The sequence below is a fragment of the Pseudomonas sp. H1_D04 genome (assembly GCF_054683855.1).
Map to the genome: position 1 here is coordinate 5,768,226 of NZ_CP162826.1, position 13,161 is coordinate 5,781,386.

A 13,161-nucleotide genomic window follows, 5' to 3' on the forward strand; every position below is an offset into this window, starting at 1 on the left:
TCTTACATCAGGCCAACTTGAGCAGACAGGTTCCGCAGGCCCTCGCAATGTTCAATTTCCCCACCTCGGCAGGATTGTGTGCAGCATCAGATGTGCGCCCACGACTTGCGGCGAACCACATCAAGGGCCGTTCTCTTATGGATGCCGTAGAGCTCAGCAAGAGTTTCAACATCAACGCCTGATGTTGAGTGAAGCGCTCGCATTTCCAGCACCTCACCCTCTTTCAGTTTGGCTTGTCCGTTAGATTCGCCCTTTGCCGTCTGCAACCCATGCTCATAGGAGTGGTGTTGATTGTCCGAAGACGTAACCCATTCCAAGTTGAAGACGGCTGCGTTTCCCCTGTCGGCGTCAATATGATTAACCTCAGCGCCATGAAACGGCGGCTCACCCAGAAATGCGATCGCTACGAGCCGATGAACAAGCTCAGTGCGCTTGCCTCCCGGGTAGCAGAGATCGACACTCAGGTATGGTCGAGCCTTACTGCGGCCAGGTGTCTTTAATATTGTGCCTGCCTTCGCGCACGTCCTGGTCGTGAGGCGCTTGATTCGACCCAGGTTGCTTACCGCGTAGTCCGGGTAGTTTTGAATCGTCTTCCACTGCTCTTCCACTACACAGCCCTCATCAAGCAGGTACCGCAAGCACTCGCTATAGAGGCCCGGTTAACGGATGGTGGTTTTTTGGCCGCTTCGACCATTCGCGCAACATCGCTATCTGGCGCGCCAACGCCATATCGCTCAACGATGGCAACGAACTCGTTGACGTCGTGGCCGCGCATCTCAAGCTTGGGCGCGCCTTCCTTTGTGAAGGCTGGCTGGCCGCACTTATCGTTGGCGTGAGCGATGTGATAGAGCTCATGCTCAACCAAGGTGCAGAAGTCGGTATCGCTGCACTGGGCGCAGTAGTCAGCAGCCAAGGTGATGATGAAGGCCGGCACATCGCCGAACCAATCACGCATCTGTTGCTCCATCCGTGCTTTCTGCCAGCCGCCGGCGCGGAACGCTACCTGCTCGGCCTGGCCCAGCACCGTACGACCCTGCTTGGCGAAGCTCGAAGAAGCCCACATGACCCGGATGTCTGCATCCAGTAGATGGGCATGGTCTTCGTTATGAATGCTGCCGGTGTCGGCAAGGATCTCGGATTGGAGCCATTCCCACACCTCAGGGGCCGGCGTTAGGCGAATGCCGAAGTCGGATAAGTCGCTCAGCTGAAGCAGCGACGGCGTGGGCATTGGCCTATCCATCGTTCAACCTTGACTTGAATTAGTGGCAGGTTGCCGGTATTTATGCAAATCCAATTGACGCAAGGAAAGCAACATGTCTGAGCCTACCAAAGTCGGTTTCCCTTCAACGGCCTACTCGCAAGCAACTGACGCTTCGGCAAAGCGAGCGTATGCCGTTTCCGCAGCACTTGAGTTGATCGCCGTCCGTGTCCTCAACAACACAACTGGCGGCGTCTTGAAACTGGAGCTTGACAATCTGTCTGCGTACGCAGACACCATTCAGGCAGCACTAGACAAAAAATGATCCATCAGTGCCGCACTCACCTGCGGCACACTTACCCTTCCGCGTTATCCAGTAGCACATCAATCAACTTCTGCTCGCCCAAGCGCATGGCACCGAGGCATTGCAGGTCGTCGCACTTAGGTCCGAGGCCGAACACGGCCACCTCCCCCTTCGCGCCGATCAGCGTCAAGGCACCTACCGTGCACTCGGGATGCTCCCCGGCATCGAGGTCATCGGCGATCTTGCGCAGGGTTTTAGCAGCGTCTCGCCAGTCCTCCCGCTTGAACTCCAGTACCTTGACGGTCATTCGGTCACCATTTGGTGTGTCTGTGCATGGGCGTGCCCGTGAAGCAGGCTGACGACCAGGCCCTGAGGCAAACCGGCAGCCTTGGCAGCATCCACAGCATCGGCAATAGCCTTGTCGAGAGCGCCGACCGCAGCGTTGATGTCCGGGCTCATTGGTAGCACGTGTCGCAGCCGGCTGACGTTGCTCATTTACTAAACCTCGCGCCACGATTTGGCGCATTCGAAAACGTGGCGCGGATTAATCGACCTTGCGACCTGGCAGCTTGAAGTCAGTCACGCGGTCAGCAATTGACCGGATCTTCTCCACACCCAGGAAGCCTACCCATCCACCTGCGAAGGTGGCCATGCTTTGGGGCAGGCCGAAGAAGTCCAGGCCGCTGATGATCGTCAAGGTGAGGCCGCCACAAATAGCGCCCTCCACCAGCATCTGGCGTCGTGTACCACCACCGTAGGTGATACGCAGGACAGCCATGGCGCAGGACAGCGCAGCCGCATAGAGGATTGGCGAATGCTGGCTCAACCACGCAAGCGCAATCGCCCATGTGTCTGGTTTGTCTGGCATGTTGGACATCTCGGTTCCTCCCCGTCAGGGAGTTATGAATATTACAGGCCATGACCTGCAGATTTGAATCATCCCCGGCGGCACTCCCTGCTCAGTGCGAAGGGTGTGGCGGGGCCGAAAACGAAAAGACCCCGATCAATGTCGAGTCCGTGAAAATATAGATTGATCGTAAAGCGCACGAACCGTAGGCCTAACGGTCATAATTTAACCAGCAAGAAAATAGAACCACCCGCAGTTCAGGCGCCACCATCTCTCTCGGCCTCATATCCCGGCAGACCTCTCTGAATTCCAGATACTTAGGATCGACCCTTTTTGGGTATGGCTTTGGCCAAGAGGCTCCAATGAAAAAGTTAGTACCCTATAAAATCCACTATCTACACGATGGGGAGCCGGAGCACTTCTATACGAACGCAACGACATTCAGCGAAGACGCTGCGATTCGCATGGCCACAAGACACGCTGGTGAGGGCCCTGAATATTGGATACCGATCGGCCTGTCTCGGGACTCAATATTAAAAATTGCTGACAAGCTGGGAGTAACGCAGGTCCGCTGGAATAAAGCTGGATAAAACCGCGGGGGGGCTGCCGCAGCTCTAACACGCAAAGTTTGCGAATAAAAAACCCGGCGCTTTGTCCGGGTTTTTTATTGATATTTCAATCAGTTGTCGGGGTGCTCGCTCGCCACTGAATCGGCCGCGTCCACGTCCGACATATCCTCTTCGAGGGAGGGATCGTCATTCTGAGGCGGCAGGATCTCGCGCTCGCCACGACGAGGGTCGTAACCCGCTTCGTTGTCCGTGCCGCGCGTCACTTCCTGCTGCGAAATATTGCCTGGGGCACTCTTATTAATGTCCATGCTGTCTCTCCCTTCAAACGCTCGAAACAACCGCGCATAATCAGAGTAGTCGGCATGTCACAGCGCTTGCCGAGCACTGGACGAACGGTGGAAAGCAAAAAGCCCCGCTGTAGGCGAGGCTTAGTAAAAACTTCAGTTAATTGAGGCTTGAGGGACCGGGGCCTCGTCGATGCTAATGCAGTGCTCAATGTCAGTTATTTTCTCGAGCGCTAGCTCGGCCGTTGAATAAGCCCCGAACATTCGGCCCTGATAAAAAACAACCCACGCAAACTGAATATCCGCGTTGCCAGCCTGCCCTACAACCAACTTCTTGAACCGTTCCGCCAAGTCGTCGACATGCATCTGTGCCATGCCACGCAAAACCATGACGCTCTCCCAGCTTATAGTCGGAATCTCTATTTTCGACTCTGGACAAACTGAGAGCAACAAAAAGCCCGACATATTAGCCGGGCTTTGCAGTGCAATTCCCTAACGCGCAAGATCGATAGGATGAATAAATAATCTCTCATTTTCTCACTCAGTGCAACATTTTTTGGATATCCGAATTTTGCTTGTAGCTCCGCCGATTAAAACCTATCCAGGGCTTTCCAAATTTCTGCCTACACCCTTTCGAACGGTAAAACAGTCGTATCCGGCGTATGCGCCATACGTGTGACCGGGTCTAACCTATTGGAGCGATAGGTAAATGAAGTCGTAGGCCTGCAGGGGATCTGATACCGTTTAGCCATATGGTCGTGATACACGAGGTTAATTATGGACGTAAACGCCCATTTTCCTGAGTACGAAGCAGAACGCTTAAAACGCGTTGAGGCCCTGTGCCCGCAAAATGAACAAGACGATGAAGTCTTCGAAAAAATGATTTCGATGACTTCAGAATACTTCAGTGCTCCCATCGCGCTAATTTCTATTGTCGATAAGCACCGCCAATGGTTCAGGGCTCGGATTGGGATTGAAGAACACACTACACCACGGGACGTTTCGTTCTGTGCCCACTCGCTACGCGACAGAAAGCCGTTAGAGGTTTTGGACGCGCGAGATGATGAGCGCTTCAAAGATAACCCTATGGTCACCGGCCCGCCCTTCATTCGCTACTACGCTAGCGCACCACTTCTCACAAGTGATGGTTTCTCCTTGGGCAGCCTATGCATAATAGATACTTCAGCTCGAGAACCAATGAGCAAGCGAGATGCGGGAATGCTCGTTTATTTTGCTCAAATCTTTGTAATGAGGATCACAGGCTTACGGTCTCGGAATTTTATTGATCAGCCTACTGGACTTTTCAATCGACTTAGATTGGAAGAAGATATCCGCCTGGCAAGCTCCAGCGGCATTCAGCATTACCTTTTTGCGGTGGACGTAATATCGCCGAAATTTTTGAATGACGTAGTAAAAGCACTTGGTTACAGCTTCTCTCAAAAATTAATGCTCGACGTAAAGACTCGACTTCAGTCTTTACTACCTAAAGATTATCTTCTTTACAAAATTAGCCCCACACGTTTTGGGTTTCTTTTTGAAAGCTGGCGAGCCGGTCGAGCGCCTCTGCCTTGGGATTCTTTCTAACTTTGGTGAACCGGTTGATTGTCAAGGAATTCCAATACCTATGCAGCCAGGCATTGGAGTTTTGAAGATCGCTGATGCAGAAGAGAGAGACTGGCTACGCTTGGTGGTAGGCGCTGCCGACGACGCCAGAGTTCGAAACTTGGGATGGACAATGTATCAGCCTGAGTTGGACGCAGCTCAGCAGCGAGCATTTGTGCTACTGAGTTCCTTGCCTGACGCCGTTCGATCTGGAAATCAACTGAGCCTAGTTTTCCAGCCCAAAGTCAGGTTACCTAGCCTAGCATGTGAAAGTGTTGAAGCCTTGATCCGGTGGAATCACCCTACGCTCGGACCTATCAGCCCTGCAGAATTTATACCATTGGCAGAGAAAACTGCATTGATGCATTCGATTACCTTTTGGGTACTTCATGCCGTAGTTTCCCAAGCGAAAGTATGGAGGAGCAAAGGTATTGAGTTACGAATCTCCATGAATGTGACTGTCAGTGATCTTGAAAACTCAAAATTCGTAAACAAAATCACAGAGTACATAAATGAAGGTGCACTCCTACCAAAAAATCTAGAACTTGAATTTACTGAAAGTATGCACATGTCAGACCCAAAGGCAGTTATTACTCAGCTAGAGCGCGCCCGTGGGTTAGGCATTGATATTTCCGTGGACGACTTCGGCACTGGCTACAGCAACTGGACATACCTAAGGCAACTTCCGGTAAGTACGGTAAAACTAGACCAGTCACTGATCAGTAATCTGGACACAAACGAAAAAGATAAGAGGTTAGTTGAGACACTAATCGAGCTTGCGAGAGGGTTAGGGTATCGAGTCGTAGCAGAGGGAGTCGAGACAAAAAGTATCTTAGATCTAATCACGCTCTGGGGGTGTTCAGAGGCGCAGGGATACCTATTCACACCTCCCCTGAAAGCGAAACCACTAGAAGAATGGCTGGAGCAAGGTGGTTTTAACGCGGCCATGTGATCGGATTACAGAGCCAGGTACTGAGTCCTTTTAATTCATTAGAACTTGTCGGCGGGAAGCTCGTTTCCAGCTCCCGCCCATCTCACAAAGCTGTGGGTCAGATAGGCCATCTTTCCAGTTCATCGCCGCGGCAATTTATTATGCAGCGAACGTCTCAATTAGCCCCTCCGCGTCAAGGAGCTCTTGAGCGGCCACCAGCGCCTCATTCATCTGACGATCCAAAGCTTTTCGTATGGATGACCGCCACCGATACCGAGTCGATTCCGGCTTGCCGTCGTTATCCCAGTTGGCTATGTCGTACCAGGCAGCCGGCAGCACCGCGGCGGAGCGCTTGCCCTCAGCCCCCGCCACTTGCGGAATGGCCCAGGTCAGCACAGCGCATTCCCGGAAGCGTTTCGGCGCCGGCGTGCGCACCGAGTTAAGCATCTCCAGAATGGCGTCGTGCTTGCGCTCCTGGTGCGTCGAGTACTTCGCAACGAGCACCCGCCAGTGAGCCGGGGTCAACGCCTTATGTAGCCGACCGAACACCCAGCAGTCCTGCAGAAATGCTGCCTCCTTGCCAACGATCTCCCCCTTCTGCTTGGCGCACTGCACCTTGGGCTCAAAGTCGCAGCCGCCGGCGGAAGTGATGGTCTCGGCCGCGAGGGCTCGAACTACTGCTGAAACAACGTTGCGATAGGTCATGCGACGGCCCTCTTCAGTTCTCTAGTCTTTGCCCGGTAGTCGGCTGTCATCGCCTTCAACTCTTCCACGGTGTACTTCTTGGCCTCATGAGGGCCTTCCAGCCACTCGACAGCCTCGGCGCCGATACGCTTCACCAGCTCAATGCGGTAATTAACGATGTTCCCGGAAAGCCGGGTGTTGCACGGCGAACACTGGCGGTGGCAATTCTTCGGCTCGAAGCGCAGGGCCGGATTGCTCCCCACGGTCCGGTAATGGCCAGCGTCATACTTGCCCTGGTGGTGGCGGCCGCAGCTCACGCATGGAAGCTCAGCGTCACGGGCGCGCACCCAGGCGTTGAAGGCCTGCTGCGTGTCTTTGAGGTGATCCGCCCTACTCTTCAGCTTCTCCTTGCGGACCTTAATCTGCCGGCGCCCTACTTCTGCCAGGGCCTTCCCGGCGATAGCTCGCCCCTTCTCGGACTTGCCGTATGCGATCGCGCACTCGATCTCCCCGCACACAACCTGCGATTCTCTGGAGCGCGTGAACATTACTCGGCACTCTGGGCAGCGCTTGCGCCGCGGTAGACCGGATTGAAGTGGGGTTTTTCGCTGTAGTGGGGTGCGCTTCATGCTGCCTCCTTGAATGCTTCGAACTCGGCCATCTCGGTCAGTCGCTCTTCCGTGAGGGTTGGCCAGTCGCGCAGCACCAAGTACGCGCAGCACTGACGCCAGAAGTCTTGGAATGTCTCCTCCCCCATCGAGTCGTAGGAAAGGCTTCGGGGTGTCTTGCGGGTGAGCTGGCCCAGACCTGGAATGTCGAACAGCTCCTCGTCGCAGTACACGCCCGACTCCAGCTGCAGGGCCTTGATTGCGTCGTGGGACTGCTTGCCGGAAAACCGGTCAATGTTCTGGCTCAGTACCCGGCCCAAGCCGTGGACCAAGCCATTGAACCGTGGGTTACGCGGCTGCTTGAGGTCGGCGCGGATCTTCGTGTTGATCCGGAAATCCCGCTCGCGGAGGATCGAACGGTCAGCATCGGAGGACGGCACGAACGCGGCGACCTCCTTGCCGGTGGCGGGATCTACCAGGCGGCGCAGAACCAGGTAAACGGGCATTGGGCGCGGCTTCGCTGACTTGGTCATTGTGCTGCCCTCTTCGCTTCCAGTTCCTGGGCCTGCTTGATCAGTAGCGCCCGGCGATCCGCCAACTCATTTGCCGCATCAATCCGCATTTCAGTTTTCCGCTCAGCACTGGCCTTCCGCATTTCCATCATCGAGCTCTTCACCAGCTCCAGCTTCTGGCGAATGGCCGGCTCTGGCCGGGTAACGTTGCCAGTGAGCAGGCCGGCGATAGCACGTCCGCCCTCGGTAATGGGCTCGGCGCTAAGGTCTGCCAGGTACTTCTGGCCGTGCTCACGAGGAATGCGTTTCAGCTCCATCGCCTTGGTCACAGCCTGGATACGGCGGTTGGCGTCGAAGCCTACGGACACATGCCAGTTGACCGGCTTCGCGTCCTCGCGGGCTTGGCTCACAAACCGCTGGTAGGCGTCGATGAACGCCATGCGCGCGCCGATTTTGTCGCCGCCATCCAAGATGGGTTTCGCAGCGGCCAGGGCCAGCTGGATCTCGTCGGTCAGCACCACGGTTTCAAATTCATCGTTGGTGGTCATGGCGATGGCCCAGGCCTCATCCTTCCCAGGGCGGCCGTCGGAGGTCTGGACACGCTGCAGGATGTCAGCCATCGCCAGCTTGCCCTTCACTTCGAAACGGCAAGCCTTCAGCGCGGCTTTGACGACTGGCACCGGGTAAGCACAAAGGTCTTCGGCCATCATGGCGGCGGTACCAGGGTTCATTTCCTGGCCCATGGCCTCGGCCGTCGCGCATATGGCGGCGGCAAGACCGGCGACCTGTTGGTCGTTCATTTCAGAGGTATTCATTGCGGTCACCTGCTTGGCGTTTGGCCAGAACAATCTGGGCTGCCTGCTCGGCTGCGGAGAGGTTTGCCTCGGTCCTTTCCATCTGGCGGGCGGTTGTGCCGTTGACACGCTGCCCGGTAACCCACTGGGTGTGGTAGCTCTCGGCGTTGGCCAGCAGCTCGTTGAGGCTATGGCACTTGCGCAGGACGGCGGCATCGCTGGTTTTCAGGAAGTGGGCCGCGACGTGGTGGGCAACATCGGAGCCGAGGCGGTCGACGAGTTGGCCTAGCTGGCCACCGACCTTGGCGTTCCACACCGGCCAGGCGCTGTAGCGTTTGCGGTATGCCATGGCGTAGTTCGCCCACACCTTGAAGGTTTTGCAGGTCTGGTCCTTGGGCCCCGGCATATCGGCGGGAATCTCAACCCGTGGAGCGTCGGTACGATCAACCACCAGCACCAAGCCGCGGGACTGAGCCGGCTTGCCGGTAGCGTCCTGCAAGTCCTGACTGGTGTCCTGACTGGTACCCTGATGATTGGTATCCTGATTTGTCGGAGATTTATCCGACCCTTGCTCGGATTTTTTTCCGACCTTGCTCGGAGATTTATCCGAGGTAGATCGGATATTTTTCCGACCTTTGTTTTTTGGCGGGGTCGGATATTTTTCCGACCCATCAAGCTTTTGGTTCCACTCGACGGCCTTCTCGGTGAGACGAAAAAGCGTGATGTTCGAAGTGCAGGAAAGCTCAATCAAACCGGCCTCTTCCAGGGCCTTCAGCATGCGGTAAGCGGTGTCCGGCTTATCAGTGAGAAGCGGCAGTTCCTCAATGATCTTGGCCTTGCTGAGCACGAAGAAGATCCCGTCATCGGTCTTGATTGGCTTGGTCCAGCTCGGGCAGCCGTAGACGAAGGCGAACAGCAGGGCCTGTTGAGAATTCAGCCCCCACTCCAGCGCCTTCACCTGGTTAATCGTGACGGTGTATTGCATGTCAGACCGCCGGGAAAAAGATATACGAGCAAATGCGCGCCACGTTTTCAGATTGCGCAAAACGTGGCGCGAGATTGGTAGAGCTATTGATATGTGGCTGGGTTTCCATATAATCGGCCTCACAACGTGTTATCGAATTAGCCGACCTCGACCGTCGGCTTTTTTGTGGCTGTAATTCAGCGCCGAAGCGCCAACCTCCCCGCCCTACTCCCCGTTTCGCCTTTTCAAAAACTACTGGATAAAACTCCAGCGACATCAGGTTTCTTACCTCGCAGACCGCATGGGCCGATACTGGCTACATGGGCAGCAGGGCTTGCCTGTCAGGCGGCTTGGTCTTTCTTTGTCGCCTTGAACTTGCCCTTGGAAAGGACTTGGATCTGGTACTGCCGGGATTCGGGGATCGTTTCCCCCCACATGCTCACTGCGCTTGGACGGATGCCCAAAGCGAGTGCCAGCTTCGTCTTGCTGCCGAAGAATTCGGCGACCTCATGCGTATTCATTGCGCATCCTCGTTCGAGCCTGTCGCAATTTAAGCATGCTTAAGTTGTGGCATCAACGGCGTTTTTCCCCTACTGCATGCTTAAATTCAGTTAACTTAATATTGAGTACATGGAAAGACACGAACGCATCGCCCGCGCCATACAGGTCAGCGGTAAAAAGAAAGGGGAAATTGCATCGCTTTGCGGCGTTGCAAATTCGGCCGTCACTCAATGGATCACCGGTGAGAGCAAAAGCCTCAGGCCGGAGAACCTTTATTCTCTGGCGAAAGCGACTGGCTTCCGAGCTGAGTGGCTGGCCATTGGCGAAGGTGATGAGCGCGATGCTTCTGAATCAAACATTTCCCCCGCCGCCCAGCCCACCAAATCATTCCGCTACCCGGTAGTGAGCTGGGTTGCCGCCGGGGCTTGGGCGGAAGCAGTGGAGCCTTACCCGGCGGGAATCTCGGACACCTACGAGTTTTCGGAGTACGACTCCAAAGGCCCTGCATTCTGGCTGACAGTCAAAGGTGACTCGATGACAGCGCCCGCCGGCCAGAGCATTACCGAGGGCACGCTGATCCTTGTGGACACTGAGGCTGAAGTAGCACCAGGTAAGCTGGTGGTGGCCAAGCTCCCAGCTAGCAATGAAGCGACATTCAAGAAGCTTGTCAGCGATGGCGGACGGCTGTTCCTGAAGCCACTCAACCCTAGCTACCCAATCGAAGCGGTAGACGAGAGCTGCCGGATCGTGGGCGTGGTAGTGCAGGCGCTGCAGAAGTTTTACTGATGCGTTCCAGGAGGCCCCATGTCCCTCACGAAACCTAATCAACTACTGCGCCGCGACCTTAAGGCGATAGCCTCCAACCTTGAGCAGTCCTGTGTCGACCTAGGCAAGATCGCTGAAAAACTCAGCGATGCCGACGCCATAGCCCTGATGGGGCTGGTGGGTACGCTTTACGAAGAAGCGGACAGGCTGGTGGGCTATGCGGATGAGGTGAAGGCCGGCCTGTTAAGCCGGGCTTCGAGCCAGACCAAATGACTGCATGGCGAAAGCAAAGCTTTTGGAGCAAGTATTGGGTCTGGGCTTGGTTAGCGTTCCTCATGGTGCTTCCTTTCATTTCCGACGCGGGTCCTAGTTGTTGGGGCTCATCAGGTCGCAAGCGAGTCTTCAGCCCTGGCTTCGTTGTGCTCTGCACCATCGTGGCTGTGGTTGAGCTGATAGCGCTGAACCACTTCTATGGTGCGCGCGGATGAGGTCAAGCAGAGGTAAATAAATCGAAGCAAGCCCGAGTAGCCGTGTGGTTGTGCGTGCCGGGATGCTGTAGCAATTTAATTGAGCGCCTAGCGCATGGAGATACATGTGAGCGAGGATAAGACGGTGGCATCGCATGACGGTGCTAAGCCACTGAGAATATCATTTGACGAGGCGGTAAGCTTTTTCGAGGCGGTCTGCGAGGATGCTTTGTGCTCGGCTTGCGGCACGGCCGAATGGGAAATACCAACCATTAAAGGTGACGATGACACCTGCGCCCTTAAAAAATCAGGCCTAAGCGTTAATGGAAAATCGATTCTTAATCTAGAAATCGAATGCCTGAACTGCGGCCTACTGCGTGCACACCGAGCTCTCAGAATCAAAGAGTGGGTCGACAGTCCTGAATCCGTAGAAATCGACGATGAGTAAATTTGAAAAAGGAATTTTCAATGAGGCGCATTTACCAAGAGCACAGTTCGTCAGGGGTGACAATCACGCCAAAACGACCAATACTGCAGCCATGAATGACATCACTCGCGAAGAACTCAGCTCTACCCTTTCTGCTATTGAAGAGCGGATGGATAAGCGTATCGACAGAATGGAGCGATCCGAAGAGCGTCGCTCTGATGAATTTCGCAAGGAGATTGCGCTTCGTGATACACAGTTGCAGCGCGAACTTGATATTCGTCAAGAATCATTCCGCGCCGAGCAGGCGGCCCGTGACGCCGCTCTGTCTGAGAAATTTGCAGGCTTTTTAGCGGCCCAAGCTGAACGCGACAAAGCATGGGAAAAAATTTCAGAGTCTCGATTTGAGCGCATTGAAAAAGATGTGGGCAGTATCAAAACTGACACTAAAAAGGTTAGCGATGATGTCAACGGCATCAAGGTCACCATGGGGAAATACCTTGGGGGTGCCATCGTAATAGGTGCTATAGCCTCCGCGCTTCTGGGACTGGCGCTGAAGTATGTATTCAGCCTCGCGAACTGAAGCATCTTTTAGATCATAAGCCCGGCCCAGCGCCGGGCTTCTTTTATCTGCCCATTCACACTCGGCCTCCTATGGTCATCTGAATTCCTAGTACCCGCTAAAGCTTACCTCCGCAGCCGAATCCATCACGGCATATCTTGTTACAACCATTCACCTGCAGGCACCTCCCGCAAAGAACTTCAAACTTTTGCACTAGTCTTAATGCTAGGCGTGCTTTAACCGTGAGCGCCTGCTGACAACCCATAGAGGTTCACAAAATGAAAATGACACTGCCCGCCCTATTTTTGGGTGCCCTCATTTCGCAAGGAGCACTAGCTGCAGGAGATGGCACAGCCGCTCTTGGAGGCGGCGTTGGTGGTGCACTTGGCAATATCGTAGGTCAGCAACTCGGCGGCTCAACTGGTGCGGCGGTAGGAGCAGGCGTGGGTGGTGCAGCCGGCAGTGCTGTCGGCGCTCAAAAAGGTAACAGAGCGGAAGCCGCGTTAGGTGGCGGTATCGGCTCGGCTGGTGGCTCACTCATTGGTAACCGCCTCGGCGGCACGACTGGCTCGACGATCGGTGCAGGTCTCGGCGGCGCGGCGGGTGGCGCGCTAGGAAACAACCTGGCGGATGATGAGAGCGGTCATCGATCGGATGGTAAGAAGCACAGAGGCAACAACAAACATAAACACAAGAACAAGCATCGTTAGTCCCTGACGCTCCTACATCGAAGCCCGGCCCAGCGCCGGGCTTCTTGTATCTGGCGAGCGCTCTGCTCTGCTATGGTGGCGCACTCAGATCGCAATGGAAGCATCGAAGAATGGACTCATGGAAGATTGTAGCTGCAGCCCTTATGGTATCGATCAATGCTCATGCTTCAGAGGGGTCCGATGACTCCTATAACAACTCGATGCTATCAGTGCTAATGGCTCCAACCTACACCGTTGCGGGAACCACCGGGTTTACCATGCTTGCATCGAACAACTTCAAGCCTGCTAAGGCTGACGCGCTCGCATTCATTGGGTCAGAAGGTCAGATTCGCGGAGCCCAATTTGAACAGGCAGTTCGCTTTTATCGCACGACATACCTGCCGCCTCTAATGACCGACCGGCAGTTGGCACAGGCAATCGCTACCTCGTACTGAG

General features: G+C 55.0%; 23 protein-coding genes and 1 pseudogene. 10 read left to right on the top strand and 14 right to left on the bottom strand.

Features of this window, described 5'->3' with window-relative positions; translation table 11 throughout:
• Positions 1-7 precede the first annotated feature (7 nt).
• The 3 genes and pseudogenes from AB4N82_RS26720 to AB4N82_RS26730 form a co-directional block, all read right to left on the bottom strand.
• Positions 8-88, bottom strand: a pseudogene (locus tag AB4N82_RS26720) (putative metallopeptidase); the annotation flags it as partial.
• Entirely contained in the window at positions 87-608 is a 522-nt protein-coding gene (locus AB4N82_RS26725; RefSeq protein ID WP_427584162.1) for an HNH endonuclease, read from the bottom strand. The pseudogene AB4N82_RS26720 and the gene AB4N82_RS26725, both read right to left, overlap by 2 nt.
• Positions 608-1,240, bottom strand: a complete 633-nt coding sequence (locus AB4N82_RS26730; RefSeq protein ID WP_460103859.1) for a putative metallopeptidase — start codon at positions 1,238-1,240, stop codon at positions 608-610. Before AB4N82_RS26730 ends, AB4N82_RS26725 begins: the two co-directional genes overlap by 1 nt.
• 73 nt (positions 1,241-1,313) lie before the next feature.
• On the opposite strand from AB4N82_RS26730, the gene AB4N82_RS26735 reads away from it, so the two are divergent.
• Complete coding sequence (locus tag AB4N82_RS26735) at positions 1,314-1,523, top strand: hypothetical protein (protein WP_320399541.1); 210 nt, start codon at positions 1,314-1,316, stop codon at positions 1,521-1,523.
• Positions 1,524-1,554: 31 nt separating this feature from the next.
• Here AB4N82_RS26735 and AB4N82_RS26740 read toward each other — a convergent pair whose 3' ends face one another.
• The 5 genes from AB4N82_RS26740 to AB4N82_RS26760 all read right to left on the bottom strand — a co-directional run bounded on the left by AB4N82_RS26740 (position 1,555) and on the right by AB4N82_RS26760 (position 3,592).
• On the bottom strand, positions 1,555-1,809 hold the full coding sequence (locus tag AB4N82_RS26740; protein WP_460103861.1) for a hypothetical protein: 255 nt from the start codon (positions 1,807-1,809) through the stop codon (positions 1,555-1,557).
• Positions 1,806-1,997 (bottom strand): hypothetical protein, encoded by a 192-nt coding sequence (locus AB4N82_RS26745; protein WP_032891197.1) that lies wholly within the window; start codon positions 1,995-1,997, stop codon positions 1,806-1,808. The genes AB4N82_RS26740 and AB4N82_RS26745 overlap by 4 nt, the downstream gene beginning before the upstream one ends.
• Before the next feature lie 49 nt (positions 1,998-2,046).
• Positions 2,047-2,379, bottom strand: coding sequence for a phage holin, lambda family (locus tag AB4N82_RS26750; protein ID WP_032891196.1), 333 nt, complete (start codon positions 2,377-2,379; stop codon positions 2,047-2,049).
• A gap of 649 nt (positions 2,380-3,028) precedes the next feature.
• Positions 3,029-3,226 (bottom strand): hypothetical protein, encoded by a 198-nt coding sequence (locus AB4N82_RS26755; protein ID WP_099602853.1) that lies wholly within the window; start codon positions 3,224-3,226, stop codon positions 3,029-3,031.
• Between the two features lie 132 nt (positions 3,227-3,358).
• The gene (locus tag AB4N82_RS26760; RefSeq protein WP_099602852.1) at positions 3,359-3,592 is read right to left on the bottom strand and encodes a hypothetical protein; all 234 of its coding nucleotides are present in this window, start codon (positions 3,590-3,592) and stop codon (positions 3,359-3,361) included.
• A 387-nt stretch (positions 3,593-3,979) separates the two neighbouring features.
• On the opposite strand from AB4N82_RS26760, the gene AB4N82_RS26765 reads away from it, so the two are divergent.
• Together AB4N82_RS26765 and AB4N82_RS26770 are read left to right on the top strand one after the other, a co-directional pair.
• Positions 3,980-4,786: a GAF domain-containing protein gene (locus AB4N82_RS26765; protein ID WP_460103864.1), complete on the top strand. Its 807-nt coding sequence runs from the start codon at positions 3,980-3,982 to the stop codon at positions 4,784-4,786.
• Between the two features lie 40 nt (positions 4,787-4,826).
• Complete coding sequence (locus AB4N82_RS26770) at positions 4,827-5,756, top strand: putative bifunctional diguanylate cyclase/phosphodiesterase (RefSeq protein WP_460103866.1); 930 nt, start codon at positions 4,827-4,829, stop codon at positions 5,754-5,756.
• A gap of 138 nt (positions 5,757-5,894) precedes the next feature.
• Here the strand turns inward: AB4N82_RS26770 and AB4N82_RS26775 are convergent, their stop codons facing one another.
• The 6 genes from AB4N82_RS26775 to AB4N82_RS26800 all read right to left on the bottom strand — a co-directional run bounded on the left by AB4N82_RS26775 (position 5,895) and on the right by AB4N82_RS26800 (position 9,818).
• A complete protein-coding gene (locus AB4N82_RS26775) occupies positions 5,895-6,440 on the bottom strand; it encodes a hypothetical protein (RefSeq protein WP_122681622.1) in 546 nt (181 codons plus the stop codon).
• Entirely contained in the window at positions 6,437-7,048 is a 612-nt protein-coding gene (locus AB4N82_RS26780; RefSeq protein ID WP_421560683.1) for a recombination protein NinG, read from the bottom strand. The genes AB4N82_RS26775 and AB4N82_RS26780 overlap by 4 nt, the downstream gene beginning before the upstream one ends.
• Positions 7,045-7,560, bottom strand: a complete 516-nt coding sequence (locus tag AB4N82_RS26785) for a hypothetical protein (protein WP_122681624.1) — start codon at positions 7,558-7,560, stop codon at positions 7,045-7,047. The genes AB4N82_RS26780 and AB4N82_RS26785 overlap by 4 nt, the downstream gene beginning before the upstream one ends.
• Positions 7,557-8,354: a hypothetical protein gene (locus AB4N82_RS26790; protein ID WP_122753982.1), complete on the bottom strand. Its 798-nt coding sequence runs from the start codon at positions 8,352-8,354 to the stop codon at positions 7,557-7,559. The genes AB4N82_RS26785 and AB4N82_RS26790 overlap by 4 nt, the downstream gene beginning before the upstream one ends.
• Positions 8,341-9,318, bottom strand: a complete 978-nt coding sequence (locus tag AB4N82_RS26795; RefSeq protein ID WP_460103869.1) for a phage replication protein — start codon at positions 9,316-9,318, stop codon at positions 8,341-8,343. The genes AB4N82_RS26790 and AB4N82_RS26795 overlap by 14 nt, the downstream gene beginning before the upstream one ends.
• A 320-nt stretch (positions 9,319-9,638) precedes the next feature.
• Complete coding sequence (locus AB4N82_RS26800) at positions 9,639-9,818, bottom strand: Cro/CI family transcriptional regulator (RefSeq protein ID WP_460103871.1); 180 nt, start codon at positions 9,816-9,818, stop codon at positions 9,639-9,641.
• A 109-nt stretch (positions 9,819-9,927) separates the two neighbouring features.
• Between AB4N82_RS26800 and AB4N82_RS26805 the strand changes: the two genes are divergently transcribed.
• The 7 genes from AB4N82_RS26805 to AB4N82_RS26835 all read left to right on the top strand — a co-directional run bounded on the left by AB4N82_RS26805 (position 9,928) and on the right by AB4N82_RS26835 (position 13,160).
• A complete protein-coding gene (locus tag AB4N82_RS26805) occupies positions 9,928-10,584 on the top strand; it encodes a LexA family protein (RefSeq protein WP_179179093.1) in 657 nt (218 codons plus the stop codon).
• Between the two features lie 18 nt (positions 10,585-10,602).
• Positions 10,603-10,836, top strand: coding sequence for a hypothetical protein (locus AB4N82_RS26810; protein WP_460103873.1), 234 nt, complete (start codon positions 10,603-10,605; stop codon positions 10,834-10,836).
• On the top strand, positions 10,833-11,051 hold the full coding sequence (locus tag AB4N82_RS26815; protein ID WP_122753989.1) for a hypothetical protein: 219 nt from the start codon (positions 10,833-10,835) through the stop codon (positions 11,049-11,051). The genes AB4N82_RS26810 and AB4N82_RS26815 overlap by 4 nt, the downstream gene beginning before the upstream one ends.
• Before the next feature lie 106 nt (positions 11,052-11,157).
• Positions 11,158-11,478: a hypothetical protein gene (locus tag AB4N82_RS26820; RefSeq protein WP_460103875.1), complete on the top strand. Its 321-nt coding sequence runs from the start codon at positions 11,158-11,160 to the stop codon at positions 11,476-11,478.
• Between the two features lie 91 nt (positions 11,479-11,569).
• Positions 11,570-12,037 (top strand): hypothetical protein, encoded by a 468-nt coding sequence (locus AB4N82_RS26825; protein WP_460105178.1) that lies wholly within the window; start codon positions 11,570-11,572, stop codon positions 12,035-12,037.
• Between the two features lie 257 nt (positions 12,038-12,294).
• Complete coding sequence (locus tag AB4N82_RS26830) at positions 12,295-12,726, top strand: hypothetical protein (protein WP_460103877.1); 432 nt, start codon at positions 12,295-12,297, stop codon at positions 12,724-12,726.
• A gap of 257 nt (positions 12,727-12,983) precedes the next feature.
• On the top strand, positions 12,984-13,160 hold the full coding sequence (locus tag AB4N82_RS26835) for a DUF2388 domain-containing protein (RefSeq protein WP_460105179.1): 177 nt from the start codon (positions 12,984-12,986) through the stop codon (positions 13,158-13,160).
• The last annotated feature ends 1 nt before the right edge of the window (position 13,161 follow it).

Bases quoted from the DNA above. Each gene is read 5' to 3' on its own strand.
- AB4N82_RS26825 (WP_460105178.1), top strand. From the start codon at position 11,570: ATGAATGACATCACTCGCGAAGAACTCAGCTCTACCCTTTCTGCTATT.
- AB4N82_RS26805 (WP_179179093.1), top strand. From the start codon at position 9,928: ATGGAAAGACACGAACGCATCGCCCGCGCCATACAGGTCAGCGGTAAA.
- AB4N82_RS26775 (WP_122681622.1), bottom strand. From the start codon at position 6,440: ATGACCTATCGCAACGTTGTTTCAGCAGTAGTTCGAGCCCTCGCGGCC.
- AB4N82_RS26745 (WP_032891197.1), bottom strand. From the start codon at position 1,997: ATGAGCAACGTCAGCCGGCTGCGACACGTGCTACCAATGAGCCCGGAC.
- AB4N82_RS26750 (WP_032891196.1), bottom strand. From the start codon at position 2,379: ATGTCCAACATGCCAGACAAACCAGACACATGGGCGATTGCGCTTGCG.
- AB4N82_RS26795 (WP_460103869.1), bottom strand. From the start codon at position 9,318: ATGCAATACACCGTCACGATTAACCAGGTGAAGGCGCTGGAGTGGGGG.
- AB4N82_RS26810 (WP_460103873.1), top strand. From the start codon at position 10,603: ATGTCCCTCACGAAACCTAATCAACTACTGCGCCGCGACCTTAAGGCG.
- AB4N82_RS26780 (WP_421560683.1), bottom strand. From the start codon at position 7,048: ATGAAGCGCACCCCACTACAGCGAAAAACCCCACTTCAATCCGGTCTA.
- AB4N82_RS26755 (WP_099602853.1), bottom strand. From the start codon at position 3,226: ATGGACATTAATAAGAGTGCCCCAGGCAATATTTCGCAGCAGGAAGTG.
- AB4N82_RS26730 (WP_460103859.1), bottom strand. From the start codon at position 1,240: ATGGATAGGCCAATGCCCACGCCGTCGCTGCTTCAGCTGAGCGACTTA.
- AB4N82_RS26740 (WP_460103861.1), bottom strand. From the start codon at position 1,809: ATGACCGTCAAGGTACTGGAGTTCAAGCGGGAGGACTGGCGAGACGCT.
- AB4N82_RS26815 (WP_122753989.1), top strand. From the start codon at position 10,833: ATGACTGCATGGCGAAAGCAAAGCTTTTGGAGCAAGTATTGGGTCTGG.
- AB4N82_RS26800 (WP_460103871.1), bottom strand. From the start codon at position 9,818: ATGAATACGCATGAGGTCGCCGAATTCTTCGGCAGCAAGACGAAGCTG.
- AB4N82_RS26735 (WP_320399541.1), top strand. From the start codon at position 1,314: ATGTCTGAGCCTACCAAAGTCGGTTTCCCTTCAACGGCCTACTCGCAA.
- AB4N82_RS26765 (WP_460103864.1), top strand. From the start codon at position 3,980: ATGGACGTAAACGCCCATTTTCCTGAGTACGAAGCAGAACGCTTAAAA.
- AB4N82_RS26760 (WP_099602852.1), bottom strand. From the start codon at position 3,592: ATGGTTTTGCGTGGCATGGCACAGATGCATGTCGACGACTTGGCGGAA.
- AB4N82_RS26770 (WP_460103866.1), top strand. From the start codon at position 4,827: ATGCAGCCAGGCATTGGAGTTTTGAAGATCGCTGATGCAGAAGAGAGA.
- AB4N82_RS26835 (WP_460105179.1), top strand. From the start codon at position 12,984: ATGCTTGCATCGAACAACTTCAAGCCTGCTAAGGCTGACGCGCTCGCA.
- AB4N82_RS26790 (WP_122753982.1), bottom strand. From the start codon at position 8,354: ATGAATACCTCTGAAATGAACGACCAACAGGTCGCCGGTCTTGCCGCC.
- AB4N82_RS26785 (WP_122681624.1), bottom strand. From the start codon at position 7,560: ATGACCAAGTCAGCGAAGCCGCGCCCAATGCCCGTTTACCTGGTTCTG.
- AB4N82_RS26830 (WP_460103877.1), top strand. From the start codon at position 12,295: ATGAAAATGACACTGCCCGCCCTATTTTTGGGTGCCCTCATTTCGCAA.